General features: G+C 67.3%; 23 protein-coding genes and 1 pseudogene. 16 read left to right on the plus strand and 8 right to left on the minus strand.

Annotated elements, in window-relative coordinates; translation table 11 throughout:
• Positions 1-139 precede the first annotated feature (139 nt).
• Together E1193_RS11605 and E1193_RS11610 are read left to right on the plus strand one after the other, a co-directional pair.
• On the plus strand, positions 140-1,978 hold the full coding sequence (locus E1193_RS11605) for an ABC transporter ATP-binding protein (protein WP_132183036.1): 1,839 nt from the start codon (positions 140-142) through the stop codon (positions 1,976-1,978).
• Entirely contained in the window at positions 1,978-3,693 is a 1,716-nt protein-coding gene (locus E1193_RS11610; protein ID WP_132183038.1) for an ABC transporter ATP-binding protein, read from the plus strand. The genes E1193_RS11605 and E1193_RS11610 overlap by 1 nt, the downstream gene beginning before the upstream one ends.
• Positions 3,694-3,785: 92 nt before the next feature.
• Here E1193_RS11610 and E1193_RS11615 read toward each other — a convergent pair whose 3' ends face one another.
• Positions 3,786-4,619: a TetR/AcrR family transcriptional regulator gene (locus E1193_RS11615; protein WP_207922667.1), complete on the minus strand. Its 834-nt coding sequence runs from the start codon at positions 4,617-4,619 to the stop codon at positions 3,786-3,788.
• A gap of 407 nt (positions 4,620-5,026) precedes the next feature.
• Positions 5,027-5,359 (minus strand): hypothetical protein, encoded by a 333-nt coding sequence (locus E1193_RS11620; RefSeq protein WP_132183040.1) that lies wholly within the window; start codon positions 5,357-5,359, stop codon positions 5,027-5,029.
• Here E1193_RS11620 and E1193_RS33075 point away from each other — a divergent pair.
• A pseudogene (locus tag E1193_RS33075) lies at positions 5,358-5,519 on the plus strand (IS256 family transposase); the annotation flags it as partial. The gene E1193_RS11620 and the pseudogene E1193_RS33075 overlap by 2 nt on opposite strands.
• Before the next feature lie 311 nt (positions 5,520-5,830).
• Here E1193_RS33075 and E1193_RS11630 read toward each other — a convergent pair.
• Both E1193_RS11630 and E1193_RS11635 read right to left on the minus strand, forming a co-directional pair.
• On the minus strand, positions 5,831-6,847 hold the full coding sequence (locus tag E1193_RS11630; RefSeq protein WP_132183042.1) for a CU044_5270 family protein: 1,017 nt from the start codon (positions 6,845-6,847) through the stop codon (positions 5,831-5,833).
• Entirely contained in the window at positions 6,847-7,401 is a 555-nt protein-coding gene (locus tag E1193_RS11635; protein WP_132183044.1) for a sigma-70 family RNA polymerase sigma factor, read from the minus strand. The genes E1193_RS11630 and E1193_RS11635 overlap by 1 nt, the downstream gene beginning before the upstream one ends.
• Positions 7,402-7,850: 449 nt before the next feature.
• On the opposite strand from E1193_RS11635, the gene E1193_RS11640 reads away from it, so the two are divergent.
• Both E1193_RS11640 and E1193_RS33080 read left to right on the plus strand, forming a co-directional pair.
• Positions 7,851-8,036 (plus strand): helix-turn-helix domain-containing protein, encoded by a 186-nt coding sequence (locus E1193_RS11640; protein WP_132183045.1) that lies wholly within the window; start codon positions 7,851-7,853, stop codon positions 8,034-8,036.
• On the plus strand, positions 8,033-9,415 hold the full coding sequence (locus tag E1193_RS33080) for a tyrosine-type recombinase/integrase (RefSeq protein WP_132183047.1): 1,383 nt from the start codon (positions 8,033-8,035) through the stop codon (positions 9,413-9,415). Before E1193_RS11640 ends, E1193_RS33080 begins: the two co-directional genes overlap by 4 nt.
• Here the strand turns inward: E1193_RS33080 and E1193_RS11650 are convergent.
• Complete coding sequence (locus tag E1193_RS11650; protein ID WP_132183049.1) at positions 9,405-9,686, minus strand: hypothetical protein; 282 nt, start codon at positions 9,684-9,686, stop codon at positions 9,405-9,407. The two genes, E1193_RS33080 and E1193_RS11650, sit on opposite strands and share 11 nt — an antisense overlap.
• Positions 9,687-10,295: 609 nt before the next feature.
• Here E1193_RS11650 and E1193_RS11655 point away from each other — a divergent pair.
• From E1193_RS11655 to E1193_RS11665, 3 genes are all read left to right on the plus strand, one after another.
• Positions 10,296-11,801, plus strand: coding sequence for a restriction endonuclease (locus E1193_RS11655; protein ID WP_132183051.1), 1,506 nt, complete (start codon positions 10,296-10,298; stop codon positions 11,799-11,801).
• A 616-nt stretch (positions 11,802-12,417) separates the two neighbouring features.
• A complete protein-coding gene (locus E1193_RS11660) occupies positions 12,418-12,684 on the plus strand; it encodes a hypothetical protein (protein WP_132183053.1) in 267 nt (88 codons plus the stop codon).
• A gap of 199 nt (positions 12,685-12,883) precedes the next feature.
• A complete protein-coding gene (locus tag E1193_RS11665) occupies positions 12,884-13,504 on the plus strand; it encodes a hypothetical protein (RefSeq protein WP_132183055.1) in 621 nt (206 codons plus the stop codon).
• Positions 13,505-14,154: 650 nt separating this feature from the next.
• Here the strand turns inward: E1193_RS11665 and E1193_RS11670 are convergent.
• The 3 genes from E1193_RS11670 to E1193_RS11680 all read right to left on the minus strand — a co-directional run bounded on the left by E1193_RS11670 (position 14,155) and on the right by E1193_RS11680 (position 16,128).
• The gene (locus tag E1193_RS11670; RefSeq protein WP_132183057.1) at positions 14,155-14,646 is read right to left on the minus strand and encodes a hypothetical protein; all 492 of its coding nucleotides are present in this window, start codon (positions 14,644-14,646) and stop codon (positions 14,155-14,157) included.
• A gap of 124 nt (positions 14,647-14,770) precedes the next feature.
• Positions 14,771-15,313 (minus strand): AAA family ATPase, encoded by a 543-nt coding sequence (locus E1193_RS11675; RefSeq protein WP_132183059.1) that lies wholly within the window; start codon positions 15,311-15,313, stop codon positions 14,771-14,773.
• The gene (locus E1193_RS11680) at positions 15,313-16,128 is read right to left on the minus strand and encodes an AAA family ATPase (RefSeq protein ID WP_243707515.1); all 816 of its coding nucleotides are present in this window, start codon (positions 16,126-16,128) and stop codon (positions 15,313-15,315) included. The genes E1193_RS11675 and E1193_RS11680 overlap by 1 nt, the downstream gene beginning before the upstream one ends.
• 240 nt (positions 16,129-16,368) lie before the next feature.
• Between E1193_RS11680 and E1193_RS11685 the strand changes: the two genes are divergently transcribed.
• From E1193_RS11685 to E1193_RS11720, 8 genes are all read left to right on the plus strand, one after another.
• Positions 16,369-16,689 (plus strand): hypothetical protein, encoded by a 321-nt coding sequence (locus E1193_RS11685; RefSeq protein ID WP_132183063.1) that lies wholly within the window; start codon positions 16,369-16,371, stop codon positions 16,687-16,689.
• 240 nt (positions 16,690-16,929) lie between these two features.
• A complete protein-coding gene (locus E1193_RS11690; protein WP_243707516.1) occupies positions 16,930-17,853 on the plus strand; it encodes a hypothetical protein in 924 nt (307 codons plus the stop codon).
• A gap of 85 nt (positions 17,854-17,938) precedes the next feature.
• Positions 17,939-18,808, plus strand: coding sequence for an FtsK/SpoIIIE domain-containing protein (locus E1193_RS11695; protein WP_132183065.1), 870 nt, complete (start codon positions 17,939-17,941; stop codon positions 18,806-18,808).
• The gene (locus E1193_RS11700; RefSeq protein ID WP_132183067.1) at positions 18,805-19,014 is read left to right on the plus strand and encodes a hypothetical protein; all 210 of its coding nucleotides are present in this window, start codon (positions 18,805-18,807) and stop codon (positions 19,012-19,014) included. Before E1193_RS11695 ends, E1193_RS11700 begins: the two co-directional genes overlap by 4 nt.
• Before the next feature lie 84 nt (positions 19,015-19,098).
• Complete coding sequence (locus E1193_RS11705; protein ID WP_132183069.1) at positions 19,099-19,539, plus strand: hypothetical protein; 441 nt, start codon at positions 19,099-19,101, stop codon at positions 19,537-19,539.
• Positions 19,536-19,835 (plus strand): hypothetical protein, encoded by a 300-nt coding sequence (locus E1193_RS11710; protein WP_132183071.1) that lies wholly within the window; start codon positions 19,536-19,538, stop codon positions 19,833-19,835. The genes E1193_RS11705 and E1193_RS11710 overlap by 4 nt, the downstream gene beginning before the upstream one ends.
• Positions 19,832-20,152 (plus strand): RRQRL motif-containing zinc-binding protein, encoded by a 321-nt coding sequence (locus E1193_RS11715; RefSeq protein ID WP_132183073.1) that lies wholly within the window; start codon positions 19,832-19,834, stop codon positions 20,150-20,152. Before E1193_RS11710 ends, E1193_RS11715 begins: the two co-directional genes overlap by 4 nt.
• Positions 20,152-20,732, plus strand: a 581-nt coding sequence (locus E1193_RS11720; protein ID WP_132183075.1) for a DUF2637 domain-containing protein, incomplete at its 3' end; no start/stop codon positions are given. The genes E1193_RS11715 and E1193_RS11720, both read left to right, overlap by 1 nt.

The raw sequence follows: 20,732 nt of genomic DNA on the forward strand, positions 1-20,732 counted from the left end.
ACGGTCAGCATGCCGACCCACCGGCGCACGTCTTTCCGGTGGCCCAGCAGTCTGCGGTCGCCCCCTCATGAGGGGGTAGCCCACCCGGACGCGTCGGGTAGAGTAATAATTGTACGCGTACGAAAAAGGCGGGAGAGCGATGGGAGGCATCCAGTCCGATGTGGCGGCCGGGCAGTCCACGCCGTCATCGGGAGCCCTTTTCCCGGCGCTACAGCCTGCGAGCACCGGACAGCTCCTGCGTCCGCACGTCACGAGGTTCGCGGTCGTCGCCATCCTGCAGGTCATCGGCGCCGTCGCGGGATTGGCGCCGCTGCTGGCGGTTGTCGAGCTGGGCCGTGTCCTGCTGTCGCCCGGCCCGGTCGACCGGGCCCACATCTGGACCGTCGTGACGCTGGGCGCGGTCGGCCTGTTCGTCCGGCTGGTGTTCACCGCCGCGTCGGCAGGGCTCGGCCACATTCTCGACGGCAAGGTGCAGCTCTCGCTGCGTCGGGAACTTGCCGCCAGCCTCGGGCGCGCGCCCATCGGCTGGTTCTCCCGCCGCCGCAGCGGGGAGTTGGCGAAGGTGGTCGGCGAGGACGTCAGCGCCGTACACCCGTTCATCGCCCACGCCCCCGGCGAACTCGTCTCCGCGTTCGTCGTACCGCTGGTGTCGCTGGTCTACCTGCTTACCGTCGACTGGCGACTCATGCTGATCACCTTGATCCCGGTACTGCTGGCCATCGCGCACGTTCCGTTGCTGATGACCTCGGCGCGCACGGGCGAACAGAAGGACTTCGACGCGGCGATGGGCCGGCTAGCCAGCTCCGTCGTCGAGTTCGTGCAGGGCATCTCCGTGGTCAAGGCGTTCGGCGGCGCCGAGCGCGCCCACCGTAAGTTCCTCACCGCCGCCGACGACTTCGTCGACATCTTCACCCGCTGGGTGCGCGGCGTCTCCGCGGTCGCCGCCGGGATGCAACTGGCGCTGTCGCCGCCCTTCGTGCTGGGGGTCGTGCTGCTCGGCGGCACGGTGCTGATCACGTCCGGCGGCATGGCCGCGGCCGACCTGCTGCCCTTCCTGCTGCTGGGGCTGGGCCTGACCGCACCCGTCGCGGCCCTCGGTCACGGCTTCGACGACATGCGGGCCGCCGGGCGCGCGGTCGGCCGCATCCGCGAGGTCCTCAAGGTGGGGGCGCTGCCGGAGCCCGCGTACCCCGTCGCCCCGCAGGACGATCGGGTCGAATTGCACCACGTCCGGTTCGGCTACGACGGCGGCCATGAGGTGCTGCGCGGGGTCGACCTGGCGCTTGAGCCGGGCACGGTCACCGCGCTCGTCGGGCCGTCCGGCAGCGGGAAGTCCACCCTGGTCCAGCTGCTGGCGCGGTTCTTCGACCCCACCGACGGATCGGTCCGCCTCGGCGGCGTCGACCTGCGCGACATCGGCAGCAGGGAGCTCTACCGCAGGGTCTCCTTCTTCCTCCAGGACGTCCGCCTCCTGCGCGCGTCGGTCGCGGACAACATCGCGCTGGCGGTCCCGCACGCGAACCTCGACGACGTGGTGCGTGCCGCCCGGCTGGCGCACATCCACGACCGCATCCTCGAACTACCCCGCGGCTACGAGACCGTGCTCGGCGAGGAGGTCAAGCTCTCCGGCGGCGAGGCGCAGCGCATCGCGATCGCGCGCGCCCTGGCGGCTGACACACCCGTCCTGGTGCTCGACGAGGCGACCGCCTTCGCCGACCCGCAGACCGACCGGGCGGTGCGCCAGGCCCTGGCGATGCTGCGCGACCGGACTGTCCTGGTCATCGCCCACCGCCTGGAGACCATCGCCGACGCCGACACCGTCGTGATGCTGGAGGACGGAACGGTCGTCGAGCGCGGCAGGCCCACCGACCTGCTCGCCGAGAACGGAAAGTTCGCCGCGTTCTGGCGGACCCAGCACCCCACGGTCGCCGACGACAGCGAAACCCGCGGTGGCGTACCGCAAGGAGACCAGACCTGATGATAACGATGCTGCTGCGCGTGCTCGGCGACGAGTTCGCCAAGCCGATGCGCCGCACTGTCGCCCTGATGACCACGACCGCCGTAGTGGAGGGTCTGCTCTACGCGCTGCTGGTTCCCGTGCTGCGGGCTCTGTTCGGGAAGACACCGTCGGACGCCTGGCCCTGGCTGATCGCGTTCGCGGCCTCCGTCGCGGTCTACGCGGTGCTGCGCCACACCAGCGACCTGTCCGGCATGCGCGTCGGGACCACGATGCTGCGGGGCATGTACCACCACCTCGGCGAGCACCTCGCGCGGCTGCCCATCGGCTGGTACAACGCCGCCCGGGTCGGCGAGGTGTCCGTCATGGCCAGCCGCGGCCTGCTCGCCGCGATGGGCGTGGCCGCGCACCTGCTGGCGCCGTTCATCTCCGCCTGCGTGACCCCGTTGACGATCGTCGCTGTGATGATGGTGTTCAACTGGCAGCTGGGGCTGGCCGCGCTGGTCGCTGCGCCGCTCGTGGTGGCCATCCAGGTCTGGACCGCACGGTCGATGGCTGCCAAGGACGCCGAGAACGCCGAGCGCAGCAACGAGGCCAGCGCCCGGATCATCGAGTACCTGCAGGCCCAGCCGGTGCTGCGGGCGGGCGGGCGCAGCAGCGAGCGGTTCTCTCTGCTCGACGGCGCGCTACAGGGCGTCGAGCGGGCTTCCCGCCGCCAGACGTTGTCGGTGCTGCCCGGTGCGGTGGGCATGACGCTCGCGGTGCAGGGTGCCTTCACCACGCTGCTGGTCCTGGGGACCTACCTCGCGCTCGGCGGCGGCATCGGCGTCGCGGAGGTCCTGACGATTTTCGTGCTGGCCGCACGCAGCGCGGACCCGTTGCTGTCCCTGTCGGACATCGGCGGCAAACTCCGCGGCGCGCGCGCCGAACTGGACCGGCTCGACAAGGTGCTGCGCAGCGAGCCGCTTCCCGAGGCGACCCAGCCGGTCCAGCCGAAGCGATCCGATCTGGAGTTCGACGCTGTCACCTTCCGCCACGGTGACCGCGTGGTGCTCGACGGTCTGTCGTTGTCGGTACCGCAGGGCCAGCGGCTGGCCGTCGTCGGGCCGTCCGGCGCGGGCAAGAGCACCCTGCTGCAGTTGCTCGCCCGGTTCTACGACGTGGACGGGGGCGCTGTGCGCGTGGGCGGTGTCGACGTACGCGACGTCGACCCCGAAGTGTTGATGGCCCAGATCGCCATCGTCTTCCAGGACGTCTACCTCTTCGACGGCACCATCGAGGAGAACGTACGGCTCGGCCGCCCCGACGCCAGCGAGGCCGAGGTCCGGGTCGCGGCGACCGCCGCGCGGCTGGACGAGGTCGTCGAGCGGCTGCCCGGCGGGTGGGCCGCGAACGTCGGCGAGGGCGGTGCGCTGCTCTCCGGTGGCGAGCGCCAGCGGGTCTCGATCGCCCGGGCGCTGCTGAAGAAGGCACCGGTCGTGCTGCTCGACGAGGTAACCTCGGCGCTGGACCCGGTGAACGAGGCGGCCGTGCACGACGGCATCGAGCGCCTGGTGGCGGGCCGGACGGTCGTGATGGTCGCGCACCGGATGCGGACCGTCCAAAACGCCGACCGCGTCGCCTTCGTCGACGGCGGGCGGGTCATCGAGGAGGGCAGCCACGACGAGCTTTTGCGCCGCGGCGGCCGCTACGCCGACTTCTGGAACATCTCCATGTCACCCGTCGGGAGTGAATAAGCCGGTCGATGGCTTGCCCCCGGCGCGGTTCCACCTGACTATGATCGCTCCTTCTGCTCCGGTTTCCGCTGTGCCCGCAGGCGCCGGCTCGCCTACCGGTCTTCGAGCTTTGCCGGGCCGTGGTCGGGCAGCAGCCCGTTGACGATTGCCGTCAATGCCTGCCGGTGGGTGTCCCGGGCGTTGAGCTCGGCCCAGCGTCCGGCGACGGACGCCAGCCGCGGGTGCGTTGCGGTCGTCAGCCGTGCGACGACCTGGTCCTGGTAGACCATGCCCGTCCGGGCGCGACGGCGGTTGCTGGTCACGCGGACGATCAAGTTCCCGAGGATGTAGAACCAGATCGTGCGGTAGACGTGGACGGCCCCGTCGGCGGAGTAGCCGTAGTCGACGGCGGCTCCCACCATCACCTCCACAATCCACAGGGCGGAGGGGGCGATGAGGTCGTCGCCGGTCAGCACCTCGATGATCCACGGGCGCTCCGCGAGCAGTTCGTAGAGCAGAATCGAGGCCGCGACAAGCCGTTCACGGGGATCGGCGGGGAACTCGGGCCGGGGCATGGTCCGGGCCTGCGACTCCAGCACATGCACGAGGAGATCGTCCTTGTCGCGCACGTGGTGGTAAAGCGCCATCGGCGCGGTGCCCAGTTCGTTCGCCAGGCGCCGCATCGACAGCTTCTCCAGGCTCTCGGTCTGCAAGATCTGAGTTGCCGCGGCGATGATCGCGTCCAGGGACAGGCGCGGTGGTCGACCGACGCCCCGTTTGTGGGGTTCCTCAGCGGGCATCTCTCCATCCTCCAGTACGCGGTCCCGCTGGTGTCCGACGGTGCCGGTGAGACCGGGCCCGGATGTGAGGAACAGGGATGGTTTTGCACGGACGGCTGCAAACGGCGACTCCGGGTGGCATCCGGCTGCACAGGTCGGCTGATCCACGCGGGAACGTCCTGCTACCCAGATAGTGTTCTTGCTGATCTTCGAGGTGCCCCGGCAGGATTCGAACCTGCGACACACGGCTGTCGACCGACGCCCTCGCGGCCTTGTCATCGATCGTCAAGACAGCTTTGGCCTGCACAAACACAGCCAGCCGTCGATCACTACTTCTCGTTAGTGGTCAACGCCCGGCACGGGTTTTCGGGGGGTAAACGAGGGCTGTCCCGTTCGCCGGCGGGGAGCGGGACGGAACGATCGCGCAGGCGGCGCCCCACCGGGGCACTTTTTGGGTAGTTGACGCCCGAATCTGTCGGTGTTGTTTACCCAATCGCACTTTGACATGGACAAACGTCAATCAGACTTCGAGCGAATCCGATGCGAGGTTCGACCCCTCCTGAGACGCGCGGGAATCAGCAGGCGCGCGGCCAGGCAACTGCTACTGATTCTCGGCTCTCGTTGTCGTCGCCGTGTAGGGCGCGGCTACCGACAGCGGTAGTGCCCGTACCGGCCCAGTAGTCGGACGTCGCCTCCATCGCCACCGGTTCGACCTGCTGGTCACGCAGCCACTGCGCTAGCCGCAGCAACTCCGACATCGCCGTGGCGTACTCGCCTATCTCCTGCAACCGCCTACCCGGGCTGGTGGCGTGTGGCCCGTACGCGAGACTGCGTAGATTTCCGTGTTTGACCTGGGCGTGGTCCTTCCCGGACAGGACGTTGATCCTGTCCGGGAAGGACCACGTCATGGCAGACAAGAAGAACGCTGTTCAACTTCCGCAGCCGACGGCGGCGGAGGTGGAGTTCGCTCAGCAACTGGTAGAGCGGGCGAAGGCCGACGGGGTGGCGCTGGTCGGGCCGGATGGTCTCCTCGCGGGGATCACGCGCACCGTCCTCGAATCGGCCCTCATGCTTCCATCCTCAGGGCTTTCGGCTATGCGAGCGCGACATCTGCGAGCTCTGCCCGTCGGGGCCAAGCTGGGCGAAGTAGGGACCCTATCGACCGTCACCCGCCGGCCGGCTCCGCGCACCGTCAGTTCGAAAGAGCGCGCTCAACGGGCCGTGATGCCCGAAACGTCGGCGGTCGGCGGCAGCGTTGGGTGCCGCTCGTGCCCCCCTCATGACCGCTGGGCGCCACGGTTACTGGCCCGTGGATGGCCCGTCGCGGTGAAACGCGGACCGGGGCCGCCCCCGCAGAAGCGGCCCCGGCACCGGCAATTTCAGTTGAGTCGATCGGTCCAGGCAGTGTCGAGGATTACCTGGTACGAGCTGATCCGTACCGGCGAGAGGGTTAGCCGCTCGTGGGCGAGCAGTTCGCCGGTGTTGGGGTCGAAGATCAGGAGGGACTGCGCGTTGTTGTCGCGGTCGTCGAAGGTGATGGCTACACCCTTACGGCCGGCTCGATCGGTGACCTCTCCCCGCCACAGGAACCCGGGCACTTCGGCAAGGACTCGCAAGATCTCGGCGCGCGTCTGACGCGGAACGACATACCGCCCGTACACCATGCTGACTTCGTTGCTGACGGCGCCGGCACCGAACCTGACCTTGAGCAGGTCGTTCAGCTGTGCTCGACCCGACGGCAGCGGCGCGAGGTCCATCGGTGGCAGCGGAAAGCTGTCAGGCGCGTGGGTGGCTGAGGCGGCAGCCTTCGGCTTGAGGTTGCGCTGCCAGTAGTTCCGGGACTCCTGGTCCGGATACTGAGGCTCGAGTTGAACCGTAACCTGCTGACCGGTCCCGTCGACCGCCTGCCAGACCTTGGTATCGTCCGCGAAAGCAACGTGGTGGCGACCGTCGGCAGACGTCATCACTGGGTCGCCCCACGTCTTCGTGTGGTGGTACATGTACCGGCCGGTGCGGTTGTCGTACTCCGTGGTAGCGAGCCTGCTCGCCAGCGCGCGCAACTGGCTTCCCGCAGCACCGGCACCAGAGCCATAGGCCACCGGCACGAGCACCACCCCCGGATCCGCCCCGGGCGGACTGGCGATCTGCGAGGTGTCCGGGCCGTTCGGGCCGAAGGTCTGGGCGATTGCTACGGCGCCGACCGCTACGGCCAGCGTCCCGGCCGTCAGAACCAGCCTGCGGGTCGGGCGTGCCTGACGGCGAGGGGCGACCGGCTCGGCGATAGCCTCCGCGCGGTTGATCAGGTCGTGTGCCGACAGCCGGGGCGGTGCGATGGTGCTGTGCCGGGCCGGGTCAATCGGCTTGAGGAGGGCACGCGTTCGCTGTTCTCCGAACATCACATAGCCTTTCGAGGACTAGCCAGCACCGGCTGCTGCGCCGGGGATCCAGATCGGTACGACATCGCGTCGTTGAGGCGTCGACGGGCGCGGTGCAGGCGAACTGCGGCGGTGGTGCGGGTACAGCCGAGGACCTGAGCGGCCTCGGAAACGGTCAACTCCTCCCACCCGACCAGCCGGAGGATTTCCTGATCGAGGTCGGCGAGGGTGAACAGAGCGGCCTGGAGATCGGCTACGCCCACGGTCGCGTCGGCACCGGACACGCCCGGCTTCTGCAGGAGGTTAGCGTCGGTCATCGGTAGTACATCTGGCGTACCTCTCCGCGCTCGCCATTCGTTCGCGAGCAGGCGCCGAGCCACCCCATACAGCCACGGCAGGCTGCGGTCCGGAACCTCGCGGCGACGCCGCCAGGCGATGACGAACACCTCCTGAGCGAGTTCAGCCGCCGCTTCGATATCGGCGAGCCGACGCTGGCCGTACCTCTGAACCTGTCCGTAATCGGCCGCGTAGACCCTGGTGAACCAATCCTCATCGCGTTTTCCCGGTGGACCCATCCAAAACTCCTGCCTGGTTGACGAACTCTCACCCTGGCTTGTGTCACCACCGGCCCAATGATTACCGCCAACCGCCTACCAGAGCCTCACCCCGCAGTGCCCCTGCCCGGCGGAAACAGCTCCACCAGGTGCGATCCTCGACGGACTCCCACACGCTCAGCGCCTGACCGCACTCCTTGCGGCTCAAGTTCCCTGCGAATTCAAGCGAATCTCTGAGGAGGGCCGGGGTTCGGGGCGGAGCACCGAGGTCTTCAGGTCCTGGTCGTCCCCAAGCGCGGCCGGCCGGGCCGGCCGATGCCGGCCGGAGGTCGCCAGCAGGCCGGGGCCGGGCCGGCGCGGCCCGCTTGCGGGCCGCCCTGACACCGCACGGCTGCGAACAGCCGCCGGGGTTTCGGCAACCGCTGCTCCCCTCTCCCCTGCTGCCTGACCACTCGGAGGAACGAACCCCCATGGAAGGCGAGCTGTTGACCGTTCCGGAAGTCCTCGCCGTGCTCAACGGTGTGTCGCGGCGGACCTTCTACCGCTGGCGGGAGCTGGGCATCGCCCCGGAGTGCATCAAGCTGCCCAACGGTGAGCTGCGCATCGAGCGGCGGGACCTGCGTGCGTGGCTGGAACAGCACCGGGAGGCGGCGTGAAGTCGCGCGAGGTGCGGATCCGGGGGATTCAGGTCAACGCCCTGGCGGGTCGCAAGAAGTCGTACACCGTTCGGTGGGTGGTGGGGACGGGGCCGAAGTCCCGGACGTTCGGTACCCGGGCGTTGGCGGACAACTTCCGGTCGGATCTGATGCAGGCGGCGAACCGGGGTGAGGCGTTCGACGGTGACTCCGGTTTGCCTTGGTCGATGATGGCGCCGGTGGAGTCGGTGAGCTGGCTCGGCTTCGTCCGCCGGTACGTCGACATGCAGTGGCCGGGCGCGGCGGCCAAGTCCCGGGAGAGCACGACGGATGCGTTGGCGACCGTGACGGCTGTGCTGGTGCGGGATCTGGCCGGGCGGCCGGATCCGGCGTTGCTGCGGCGCGCGTTGCGGGAGTGGGAGTTCCCGCCCGCGTCTCGGCAACTCGATCGGCCGGTGGAGATGGCTGCCGCGCTGCGGTGGCTCGGCAAGGCGTCCCTGCCGTTGTCGGCGTTGGCGGAGGCCGCGGTGGTGCGTCCGGCGTTGGATGCCCTGGGGCTGACGATGGACGGGCGGCCGGCGGCGGCGTCGACGACCAGGCGGCGACGCTCGGTGTTCTACAAAGTCCTTCAGTACGCCGTGGAGCTGGAGCTGTTGGACTTCAACCCGGTCGACAAGCTGCGGGTCCGCTCGACCCGGCGGAAGGTGGCCGGTGAGGTCGACCGCCGGGTCGTGGTCAACATCCGTCAGGCGCGCGAGCTGCTGACCGGCGTGACGTACGTCGGCCGGCGCGGGAAGAACGGCCGGCGCGGTGAGCGGCTGGTCGCCTTCTACGCCTGTCTCTACTTCGCGGCGCTGCGGCCGAGTGAGGCGCTGGGCCTGCGGGAGCGTGACTGCCATCTTCCGGCAACTGGCTGGGGGCTGCTGACGGTGGAGAAGTCACGGCCGGCGGCGGGGAAGCGGTACACCGACAGCGGCGAGGTCCACGACGACCGAGGACTGAAGCACCGGGGCGACACGGAAGCGCGGGAGGTGCCGATCCCGCCGGAACTGGTGGCGATCCTGCGGGCGCACATCGACCGGTTCGGCGTCGGTGCCGACGGGCGGCTGTTCCGCAGCGACCGGGGCAACGTGGTGGCGGCGTCGACGTACTCCCGCGCCTGGGAGGAGGCGCGAACGCTGAGCCTGACCCCGGACCGGGTGGCCTCACCCTTGGCCGGTCGCCCCTACGACCTTCGGCACGCCGGGGTGTCGCTCTGGCTCAACGCCGGGCTGCCGGCACCGAAGGTCGCGCAGCGGGCCGGGCATTCGGTGGACGTGCTGCTCAAGGTGTACGCGAAGTGCATCGACGGCGACCGCAGCCGGATGAACGAGCGGATCGAGGCGGCGCTCAGCCGATGATGCCGCACCGTTCTCGGAACTCACTGAGCCACCCGCGCACCTGTGCATCGTCATGCAGGTACGGCTCATCCGGCCCGTGGTGCAGGTCGATGCCGGCGAGGATTCCGAGTGCCCACCAAGCGGCCTCGTCGACCTCGACGCCTTCCAGGTCGAGCATGGTCCGGGTGGCCCAGCGGTCCACCTCGTCACGCGACTGGCTGCCTGAGAGAATCGCTGCAAAACGCGCCTCCAGGTCAGCATGGCTGGGAGGGATCGGCTGCGCGGTCGTCACGGGCGCGATCCTGTCAGACCGACCTCCGCTACTGCTCGTCAAGACGGCTCTGACCTGCTCGGATGAGGCGGCACAAGCGTTCAAGATCATTGCACGTATTTTGCACGGAGGGCTGCAAACAGCGGCTACAGGTGGCATCCGGCTGCACAGGTCGACCCATCGACGCAAGAGCGTGCCCGCGGTTCAAACGCCGTTCTGGCTGATCTTCGAGGTGCCCCCGGCAGGATTCGAACCTGCGACACACGGTTTAGGAAGGCAGTAGCGCTTCGGTCGACGCACCTTGCCCGACCTGGGGCGGACTTGATTCCAGGCGGTGTTAACCGTTTGATCGTTCCGTGCATAGTCCGGATCTTGTAGACCGGCGACCGGGGGATCGCCGGACGGAGGACTGCTGTCAGACGAGAGTGTCGCGGAACGCTGCCATACCCAGTCGCCCGCGTGCAAGCATCTGCCAGCCGTCGTCCGACGCACGGAACTGATCCGGATCGCGCCTCACGCTGCCTCGCTGTTGCCGGGCGCCACTCCAGCCACCCTCCGCTATCGGGCCTTTCCACCGCGTTGCCAGTGAGTTACGGTCGTGCCTGTCTATCGTGGAGCTGCGGAGGACGCATGGCGCGACGCAAGGGCCTGATCGCTCAGATGCTCGACGCCCGCAAGCAGACCAAGAAGCTTGAGGCGCAAGCGGAGGCACGCAGGCACCGCGAGTTGATCGCCGAGCAAAAACGCCAGGAAGCGGAGGCTCACCGCGAGGCCAAGCAGGCCGAGGCAGCGGCAAAGAAGGCCGAGGCAGCACGCCTGCGGCAAGAAGTACAGGCGAAGCGCCTAGCCGACCAGGCTGCGGCGAAGGCGGCGCGAGAGGCTACCCAACGTGAGCGCGTTGAGGAACGACGCCGAGCTGCTGATACCCGCACAAAGGCACAGGAGGTAGCCGCCGCGAAGCGTCAGGCGGACCGGGAGGCACACGCCCGCAAGATCGCAGAGGCGGAGTTTCGGACCGAGGCCATCAGCACGAGGATCGCCGAGTACGCACAGCTACTAGCTCGGAGAAACCGGCGCGCCGCCGAGGCTACCCTCGAACTCAGGGCGGCCTTGTCGAACGGCGGTCCCACTGCCTTCGTCGAACGTCTACAACACGTCCTCGCTCAGTCACGCTACCCCGAGGGCCTGACGGGCAAGGTCGCCGCTCATTACGATCCTGTCTCTCGGGAACTGCTAATCGAGTACGAGTTGCCACTCCAGGATGTCGTGCCCACCGTCGTTGGCTATCGTTACACGACGGCGAAAGGCATGATGGCCATACCGCGTAACGAACCCGAGACCAAGAGGATTTACGGCAACCTCCTCGCACGACTAACATTGCGCACCATTGCCGAGGCTTTGGATGCCATCTCCCCGGACCTCGTATCTGGCATCATTTTTAACGGCTACGCCTCCACTAAGGACAAGGCGACTGGCCGCGCCATTCGCCCGCTGCTTATGAGCGTGGGTGCAGAGCGGGACAAGTTTGCGATGGTACAGCTCGATGAGCCGGAACTGGATCCGGTGTTGTGTCTTCGCAGCCACCTCAACGCCATTGTCTCCCCGCACCCGTACGACTTAGAAGGCGTTAGGCCGGTGATGTCGTTCGACCTTTCGAAGTACAAGTTCGTTGACGAGATGGATGTGGTCGCTTGCTTGGATAGCCGCACTGATCTACTCACGCTCTCTCCTGGAGAGTTTGAGCACCTCATCCGCCGGCTCTTCGAAGCCATCGGCATGAAGTCGTGGGTGACGCAGGCGTCAAAGGACGAAGGCGTCGACGGCGTCGCTGTCAACGAGGATCCGATCGTCGGCGGGCTTTGCATCATCCAAGCCAAGCGTTACAGCAAAATCGTCGGCCTTGAATCAGTCCACGCACTTGCCGGCGTTATGGATCATAAGCGAGCCGCCAAGGGTGTCCTCGTCACTACCTCCTGGGTTGGCAAGGCGAGCCGCGACTTCGCAGCCGCAAACGGACGCATCGAGATCATTGAGGGGCGCAATCTTAAACATATGCTGAAGGAGCACCTTGGCCTAGATGTCCTTATCGGTCTAGGAAAGCTTCCGCCGGGTTGGGACAGGGCAGACCTGGAGTAGGGGCATCCTCAGCTGGACCGGATGAGACGATCGTCAGCCGCCGGCTTATGCTTCCTCGCTGGGGCCACCGCCTGCGCAGCCGCCCGAGGACCCGCACCTGACCAGTGATACGAGTGACAGACGTCACGCTAGTTGCGCGGCGTGCCGTCTGATAACCCGCGCACACTGGCAGTTACGCTCGCGCAGGTCACTTCGTTGCGCGAGCGTAACTGCCGCGCATGTTCGTTCATGCTGAGCGAAGGTCATGAGAGCCCGAGACCGGCACCGAAGGGTCACTTCTCGTACGGTTTGCGGAGATTGCTCCGTCAAATGGTCCGCCAATCGGGCTTGACATCCCCGATAGGCTGGCGGTCGCTACGCGATGCAACGCACCCTCCGGGCCGCCAGCCTATCGGGGATGTCCTTGGTGTAGACCGAGCGCGCGGTTGCCGACGCCTCCGGCAGAGCCCCACCACCTGAGCGCTGAGGGCTACGACCCCTCCTAGGGCGGCGTCGCGCCCTCTGCGACTCATCGCTGTAGCCACACCCCCCGGACCACAGTATCGTTGGGCGTTAGGAGCATAGTGTTGCCGGGTACTACGGTACTACGGTACTCTAGCCACTGGAAGGGGGCCCCATGGCCGCTACGTCCGCTCCCATCAAGGTTGACGTTGGAACTGACCAGCTCATTTCTCACGCCGCCCACTTCCTGGGCAAGGCCAAGAAGGACGTCGTAGACGCAGCAGTCCGCGAGTACATCGAAGCACATCGCAATGAAATCAACGACGGCATCCGCGTAGCCTTAAGCCAGCTCGACGGATCGCCCAAGTCAGCCGTCTCACTACTCGCAGGCCTCTCGCCTGACCAGCTTGACGAGTATGGCGGGATGCCTGCGGAAAGCTGACCTTTCGTGTCTGGTGTCGGATGGGTTCGGGCATTAAGGTTGCCTAATGAGCAGCGAGGCCCAATCTGTCCGACCCACGAAGGTCTGCATTGAAGCCCTTGAACTGCGCACACCGCCTCTCAGCGTACCTCTCCTGGGCCTTGATCATCCTCTAGTCAAAGAGGCACAGCGCCTCCCCGAAGTACATGCCGCTGGAGGCGTGGAACGGATCCTGAGCCTAGCGGATCGGCTTTGGTTCAAGGTCAAGGTCAGTCGATGGCGCGGTGCTGCAACCCGGTTGCCTGAGGCTGAATCAACCACCTCCGAGCCACAAGCTCGCCTTGCCCCTTGGTGGTTGGGTGCGGGCGGGTACAGGCGAGAGGGTGACCCTAGTGACTTCTACGAAACGCTGGCGGCGACTGCCAATCGCGACGGTTCCTCAAATCGTTGGCTCCCTCAAGCCTGGGACTGGAAACGGCTTGAACTGGAGCACATTTATGCATGGGAACACGAAATCCGACGAATCGTTCGCGAACTGATCGCCCGATCCTTGCAGAACGGGTACGCCTATCAAGCGGAGTTTGAGCGCTACAAGGTAACCGCTCTGGCCCGTGCAGAAGATGGCGAGACCTACCTGCTCATCGGGACCGAGAATATCGCGGATCCGCGGGTCTTCGCGGTGATCATTAACGCCATCCCGGGCATCGACCATAGCAGTTGGATGCCAGAGCCTGAGGGAGTGAGAGGGCTCAAACCGGAACCCGGGGAAATCATCTGGTCAACCATCTTGCCGCCCGCAGTGGCCGCACAACTGCTGGACACCCTCCCGGACGACGACTGAGATCACTAGACGAGGCCGCCTGAATTGCCATCCCGTCTGCCGTCGACCCGCACTCCTGTGGAACGGGCCGCCGCCCGGCCCGCCACGTCAAGACGGCCTTGACGCCCGTACGGACGCTGGCGGGTCGGGCGGTGGTCTGCTCGGCTCGCCCGGGTCGACGGTGGGCGGGATGGCTCCCCTCCGCAACCACCCACGGACCGCGACCCGCCGACGGAGCCCCGGCCATCCTGGAGCCGGAGCGCCCCCGCCGGAGGCGCAGTAACCGCAACCCCGCGACCGCCGCCAGCTCGCCGACGCGGCCGGCGTGCGCTCCCCTACGCCGCGCGGGTGCTGGCCGCGCGGCCCGGCCGGCTGCCGGCCCACTACCCCACTGGCCAACGGCCTGTCGTTCTGCGGCGGCCCACCGGGCTTTCCGCTGTCCGCGCCAGCCGCCGGGCGTGTTGCGTGGCCGGAGTCGGAGCGCCAGCGGAGCGACGGACGCGCGCCCTGGCGGCGGCGCGTGCGGCCCGTTGCGGGCCGCCTTGAAGACGTACAGAAACTTTGAACCACTTCGCCGGCAGCCGGCCTGTCGTGTCCCGCCTGATGCTTGACACCGGTGTCCCACCTGATGCTTGACATGATCGCTGTGGCCAGCGTTTGTCGGTGGTGAGCTAAGCCTCCAGCGGCTCCCAGCGCTTGATGACAACCGGGTCAGCATGCGGGGCCGACCATACCTGCAGTCGAAGTCGCTCCATGGTCGCCGGATCATCGTCGGAATCGATGCCGTGACGTTCTGCTTCGGCCAGGTTGCTTCTCGCGGCTCGTACACGAACCGGTCCCGCCGCTACCCCGAACCGCGCAGCCTCCGGCTCGTAGTCGGTGCAGCCCATAACGACGAGTCGGCCCGAGGTTACGTGCAGGCTTCCCTCCACCACGTGGTCGAACTCCGCGCTGTCGTCTTCAGGCGCTGCCTTCAACACCTGCAAGGCCACGGCCACGTTGACGTTGACGCTGGTGCCGACCGCCATGGCATCCGTGGCGACGGCAAGGCGGTCACGCACGGCCTCTTCGGTCCAAGCATCCCCAAGATCGGTCACGCAGCCGTCATCGAACAGGTGAATCTGGTAGTAGTCCGCGAAGAGCTCCAGCTCCGTCGAGATCAAGGCACCCTCCCAGTCTTCGTGCCCTGCGAAGTCTCGCCGCAGACCAAGGCCGACTGTCAGCATCTGGTGGGACGAAAACGTCAAGCATCAGCTGGGACTAGACACGCCGGCAGCCGGCCGGCCTCTACCTCGTCGCTGCTCGGCTGCCTCGAACGGCTTGGTCGATCAACCTGGCGGCGACGTCCGGAGAAGACTTCGACGTGTCGATGGTGAGATCGGCGTCAGCCACCGCTTCTGTCTCATCCCATGCCCTGAGGCGTTCTTCGACGTCGCCAGTCTGTCGCTCGACAATGCGGCGTACCGCAACGTCCCGTGGACAGGCAAGCGCAACTACGGTCCACCGGGCGCCAGAGAATGCTTTCAGTACGGCGTCAACCGCATTGACCTGGCCGACGTGCACCACGGGGATTCGCTCCTGGAGCTGGGCACGCAAGCCGGGTTGGTCGATGACATACACGGCCCCATACCGTCGGTTCTCCCACACCACATCGCCGGAGGCGCGCAGAGCGGCCAGCTCGGCAACGGTGCTCATGCGGTAACCCACGGTGCGGCCCGGTCCGGCCTTAAGACGCCGGAACTGCTGATACTTGTCGTTGAGCTTGTGCAGGGCGGCTGTCACCGTGTCCTTGCCAGAGGCGGGCGGACCGTAGAGGATCACGCCGCGCATCATTCGAACTCCAACCCCATAAGCGACTTGACGAGCGCTTCGGCCTGGTCCTGTAGGGGTCTGGCTGAGGTGCAGTTGTTGACGACAACGTGCTCGACCAGAGGGCGGAAATCCGGGTCGATGCGACTGAGGTAGCCGGACCAGTCAGCCAGCTTCGCCGCGTCTCGGGCCGCTCCTCGCCTGCGGATGTAGAGGTTCATCGTGTCCGGGTCGCAGTACACCCACACCACGCTCACCGCTGCGCCCATGTCGGCGAACCGGGCCTTGGTCCGGTTCAACCACTGGGCGTCTTGGAACTCAGCGATGAACGGAGCCGTCACGATGGCGCTGTTCCCGCACTGGACGTTCTCTTCGGCCGCGCTGCTCAGCGCTTCGTACTCTCGCGGCCGTACGACCTTCAAGTACGTCTCAGACTCTCGGTCGTTCGGAGACTGACCGAGGATTTCTAGTGCTGCCTCAACGATGGGGCGCGTCAACGTGTCCTTGTCCAGCATTGGCCACCCGGTGGCACGGGCCAGAATCCGCCCCAGCTCGGTCTTGCCGCTGCCGGCATATCCACCGATGAGCACCACGCGCGGCTTCGGCAGACGTACCGGGCCGCGTCGTTCCTGGTTCGGCACCCTCACGACCCGCTTCGAGCGGGACTTGCTCTCAATGAACCCTTCCGCCTCCAGCACCTTCATGGCTGCGGTAATGGTGAACGGGCTTGTATCCCACTCGGCCGCCATCTCACGGCTGGACGGGAGGACGTCACCGTCTCGACGGACTCCGGCCGCGATCTCGTTGCGGATGTGCCGCGCGATCTGCTGATGCACGGATTCACCCCGGGTCAGCCGGGGGCGGGGCGATGACATGGGCATCCTCACTGTAGGGGCACTCAGCTACCAGATCCTACCAGTTGCCTAACAGACGCTCCGCGAAGTCACAGCACGTCAGAGCCCTGTTTCAGATAGTGCATACCTAACAGTTGCTATCCATGCCAACCAACTGTTAGCGTCAGCACATCGGGCAGGCGTCCACACGGGACGCGCTCACATCCAGGAAGGACGGCAGCTATGAAGCTGTACGTGGACACCAAGGCGAAGCAGGTGACGGTGTCGAAGGACCCGGAGCCGAAGAACGACCAGAACGGCAATCAGCGGTCGGAGAAGGGAACGGGCCGGCTCATGTGGTCCACCCAGGTCTTCGTTCTCGACGAGACGGGCGGTGAGGTCATCACCATCACCACGGCGGGTGAGAAGCCGAGTGTGATGGTGGGGCAGCTCATCGAGGTCGAGCAGTTGGAGGCCATCCCGTGGGCGACCAACGGGCGTAACGGCGTGGCGTTCCGTGCGATCTCGCTGAAGCCGAAGGCTGGTACGTCGGCGGCCAAGTAAGTCCTTCGCACATCGTGCTGTGTGAAGCCTCGTGGTGTCCTGCGCGAAGCGGCCTGATGGTCCGCTGATCTGACGCAATCGGTCCGGGAGTGGTTCCGACTCCTACGCTCCCGGTCCGGTCATCACCTGTGGTGGTGGCATCCCCGTAATGAGCTGGCGCGGGGTCGGTCCGACTCCTACATCTGCCGACCCCGTGCCCTCCAACCCATCCGACCCAACTTGCGATTGGGAGGACGTGTCGTGTCCAAGTCTAGCCCTCGCCGCCCCTTCGGCGGCAAAAGCAACGGCACCATCACGGTGATCGAGGCCAAGGTTCATCGGTCCTCGGCGCGCAACGCCCGGTTGGCGTTCATCCTGACGGCGGTCATCGCCGGCCTGTTGGCGGCCGTGGTGGCCGCTTCCTCCATTCACCCCATCCTCGCCCTGTTCGTCGGGGCTCTGATCGGCGTCCCCCTCGGTGGGCTCGCCTGGGTGCTGGTCCGCATCTGGCCGGTCCTGCGGGTGCTGTGGTGGTGGACCCCCGAAATCGGGATCACCACCCTCGTCGGCGCTGGCTGGGTCCAGCTCGCCAACCACACCACCACCCCGGTGACCCTGCTGGTGGTCGCCCTGGTCGTCGGCGTCCCCGCCGCCATCCCGGCCACTCGACGCGCTGTGCTCGCCTGGGCCTGGTGCCTGGTCGTGCGCCACCGGCTGCGGGTGTGCTTCGCACAGTTCATCATCGCGAACCAGTCCGGCAGCCTGCCGCTAATCCTGTGGGCTCGTCCCACGCCCGTCGGTGAGCGGGTCTGGGTCTACCTACGCCCCGGCCTCTCCCTGGCTGATCTGGAAGGCCGGCTAGATCGGATCGCGGTCGCCTGCCACGCCTCCACCGCCCTCATCGAGCGCGCCTCGGACGGCAACGCCGCGTACCTGCGGTTCGACATCAAGCGCCGCGAAGTCCTCACCGCGCAGGTGGGCTCCCCGCTTGTCGACGTCATCGACCCCGGCACCCCGGTGACCGACCGGCCCACCCCAGCCGTCCCGACGGCCCTGGACCTGCCGGACGTCGACGTTCCCACCGTCACCCTGCCGGCGCAGAAGAAGCCGGCCACTTCCGCCAACGGCAGCAAGCCTGCGGCTTCGACGTCGCCGGATACCGACGACGTTTCCGACTGGATCTGACCTCAACCCAACCCTTGGTCGCGGAGAGCCCTGCGGGCTCGTTCGTGTGGCTCTCCGCGCCCACCTACGCCCAAGGAGGGCACCCATGACCACGACCGCCGAAACGGCCCCCGTACCGGTGGGGCCTGGCCTGTCGATGTTCGACCCCATCTTCGTCGGCATCGACGAATTCGGTCAGCACGTCAACATCACCCTCGCCTACCGCAACCTCCTCGCCGGCGGCGAACCCGGCGGCGGCAAAAGCGGACTCCTGAACACCATCGCCGCCCACGCCGCATTGTCCGTCGACTCCCGCCTGGTGCTGCTCGACGGCAAGTTGGTCGAACTCGGGCAGTGGGAGGACTGCGCCGATGCCTTCATCGGCCCCGACATCACCGCCGCCCTCGACGTCCTCAAGCGGCTCCAGTTGGTGATGAACAACCGCTACGCCTGGCTACGCGCCCACGGACGCCGCAAGCTCACCGCCGCCGACGGCCTGTCCGTCATCACCGTCCTCGTCGACGAAATCGCCTTCTACTCCGCCACCGTCGGCACCAAGCAGGAACAGGAAGAGTTCGTCGCCCTGCTCCGCGACCTGGTCGCACGTGGCCGTGCCGCCGGCATCCCCGTAGTTGCCGCTACTCAGCGGCCGTCGTTCGACATCATCCCCACCAGCCTGCGGGACCTGTTCGGCTACCGCGCCGCGTTCCGCTGCACCACCCCCAACAGCTCCAACATCGTCCTCGGCCACGGCTGGGCCGAACAGGGCTACACCGCCACCGACATCCAACCCACCAACCAGGGCGCGGCCTACCTCATCGCCGAAGGCGGCGTCCCCCGCCGCATCAAGGTCGCCTACCTCACCGACGCCCAGATCGCCGGCATCGCCGACTACGCCGCCTGGACCCGCCGCCCCCGACGCTTACCGACCCTCGTTCCCGACCTGACCCGCGTCGACTTCGGGATGGCGGCATGACCACCCGCGAACGCGCCCACGCCCGCGCCAACAACCAGCGGGCCTCGCAGTACACCGAGATGTGGATCGTCGGCAGTCCCGAGGACCTGGCCGTCATGCTCCACGCCGCCCGCGCCACGGGCCGACTCGTATACGTCTCCGCCCCACACCAGATGGGCGGCGACGACACCCGCCACCGCCGCTACCTGCGGCTCCGCAACCGATAGCAGTCGACGGAACCGGCCTCAGCCCTGGAAAGCGATCCGGTTCCGCCGACCTCCACCAACAGCCCTCGAAAGGACGTGGCTGCCATGAAGGCTACCTACCAACCGCCCACCACCGGAACGGTCACACCCGCTGACCTGCTCCGGATGGCTGCCCTCTACCTGCGCCGGCACGGCTGGCACCAGGGCACCTACTACGCCCCCACCACCAACACTTTCACCCCGCCGGCCTGCGCCGCCGGGGCCATCGGCATCGCCTGCGCCGGCCACCGGGTCGAGCACTTCTCCCAGCTCGACCCCGACGCGCTCGCCGACTACCTGACCGCCCTCGCGGTGTTCGTTGACTACCTCGACACCTTCGCGCCGGTCTTCCACATCGACGAGGACGGCTACCTCGTCGACGAACACGTCTCCCCGTACTCGTGGAACGACGACCCGGCCCGCACCGCCGAGCAGGTCATCACCGCCCTTGAGAACGCCGCAGACGAGTGGACCTGCTTCCACACCACCGGGGGTGAGAACCGGTGAGCACTGTCAAGAAGTCCTTGACGCCTGCCGTTCCTCGCCAATGTCGGCGTGAGGTTGTCGAGAACGACGAGTTTGCCGCCTTCGCCCGGCGCATCATCCGCGCCCACGGTCGCCGCGTCGCCACCGGCGACGTCGAAGCCCTCCGCGACCTAACCGCCCTGTCCGCCGACCTCGACCGCGCCATCAGCGAAGCCGTCATCGGCCTCCGCGCTTTCGGCTACTCGTGGGCCGAGATCGGCTCCCGCCTCGGCATCTCCCGCCAGGCCGCCCAGCAGCGCTGGGGAGACCGGCCATGACCACCACCGACTTTCCGACCTACCGGTACCGGCTCGCCCCTGCCGGGCTGGCCACTCGCCGGCAACTGCGCGCCGCTGGCCTGCGACCGGGCGGACATGACCCGGTCGCGCAAATCCTCTGGCGACGCGGCAAGCGCATTGCCTACCTGTACCGCCTCGACCTCGCCGCACCGAAGCGGACCGCCACCCCCGCGCAGCGGGTCGCCATCGACAAGGCGCTCCGCGCCCGCCGCACCTGCCGCGTCTGCGGTGTCGTGCAGCCCTACTACATCCCCCGCCGCTACGGCTGCTGCCTCGACTGCCACGGAGGCCACTGATGCCCACTGACTCGACTTTTACCGAACAGTTCGCCGCCGAGTACGCCCGCAACGCGGTACCGACCATGCTCAAGGCAATCAACTCGATCAAGCGATACAACCGGTTCGTTCTTCTCGGCGCGCTGCTGACCAGCTACCTGCACCAGGCCCACTACCTGTGGACCCAGAACGCCGGCTACTTCGCCTACCTCGTGCCGCTGATCTTCGACGCCGCCATGGTGTCCATGCTCATCATCGTCCGCACCCCCGGCATCGCCCGCGATGCCAAACGCGGAGCCATGGTCGTCTTCGCCGGTGCCGCCCTGCTGTCGGCCACCATCAACTTCGCCTCCCCCGGCAGCCTCGCTCTCCGCGCGGTCTTCGCCCTGGTCGTCGTCCTCGTCATCGGCGTCGAACTCGTCGCCGGACGCATCCGACCCGACTTCGCCGCCATCGAAGCCGAAGCCGCCGCCCTGCTCACCGCCGCCCGCGACCTCGCCGCCAAAAACCAGCAGGCCAATCAACCCGTCGAGTCGACCGACACCGTCGGCCAGCTCGTCGACGAGCCGCCGGCCGTCGACTCCACCCCGGCCCCCGAACC

It is taken from the genome of Micromonospora sp. KC606, from assembly GCF_004348675.1.
Taxonomy (GTDB): domain Bacteria; phylum Actinomycetota; class Actinomycetes; order Mycobacteriales; family Micromonosporaceae; genus Micromonospora.

What these genes read in the sequence shown, in the direction of transcription:
- E1193_RS11605 (WP_132183036.1), top strand. Translation starts at nt 140, where the DNA reads ATGGGAGGCATCCAGTCCGATGTGGCGGCCGGGCAGTCCACGCCGTCA.
- E1193_RS11610 (WP_132183038.1), top strand. Translation starts at nt 1,978, where the DNA reads ATGATAACGATGCTGCTGCGCGTGCTCGGCGACGAGTTCGCCAAGCCG.
- E1193_RS11620 (WP_132183040.1), bottom strand. Translation starts at nt 5,359, where the DNA reads ATGACGTGGTCCTTCCCGGACAGGATCAACGTCCTGTCCGGGAAGGAC.
- E1193_RS11630 (WP_132183042.1), bottom strand. Translation starts at nt 6,847, where the DNA reads ATGTTCGGAGAACAGCGAACGCGTGCCCTCCTCAAGCCGATTGACCCG.
- E1193_RS11635 (WP_132183044.1), bottom strand. Translation starts at nt 7,401, where the DNA reads ATGGGTCCACCGGGAAAACGCGATGAGGATTGGTTCACCAGGGTCTAC.
- E1193_RS11640 (WP_132183045.1), top strand. Translation starts at nt 7,851, where the DNA reads ATGGAAGGCGAGCTGTTGACCGTTCCGGAAGTCCTCGCCGTGCTCAAC.
- E1193_RS11655 (WP_132183051.1), top strand. Translation starts at nt 10,296, where the DNA reads ATGGCGCGACGCAAGGGCCTGATCGCTCAGATGCTCGACGCCCGCAAG.
- E1193_RS11660 (WP_132183053.1), top strand. Translation starts at nt 12,418, where the DNA reads ATGGCCGCTACGTCCGCTCCCATCAAGGTTGACGTTGGAACTGACCAG.
- E1193_RS11675 (WP_132183059.1), bottom strand. Translation starts at nt 15,313, where the DNA reads ATGCGCGGCGTGATCCTCTACGGTCCGCCCGCCTCTGGCAAGGACACG.
- E1193_RS11685 (WP_132183063.1), top strand. Translation starts at nt 16,369, where the DNA reads ATGAAGCTGTACGTGGACACCAAGGCGAAGCAGGTGACGGTGTCGAAG.
- E1193_RS11695 (WP_132183065.1), top strand. Translation starts at nt 17,939, where the DNA reads ATGACCACGACCGCCGAAACGGCCCCCGTACCGGTGGGGCCTGGCCTG.
- E1193_RS11700 (WP_132183067.1), top strand. Translation starts at nt 18,805, where the DNA reads ATGACCACCCGCGAACGCGCCCACGCCCGCGCCAACAACCAGCGGGCC.
- E1193_RS11705 (WP_132183069.1), top strand. Translation starts at nt 19,099, where the DNA reads ATGAAGGCTACCTACCAACCGCCCACCACCGGAACGGTCACACCCGCT.
- E1193_RS11715 (WP_132183073.1), top strand. Translation starts at nt 19,832, where the DNA reads ATGACCACCACCGACTTTCCGACCTACCGGTACCGGCTCGCCCCTGCC.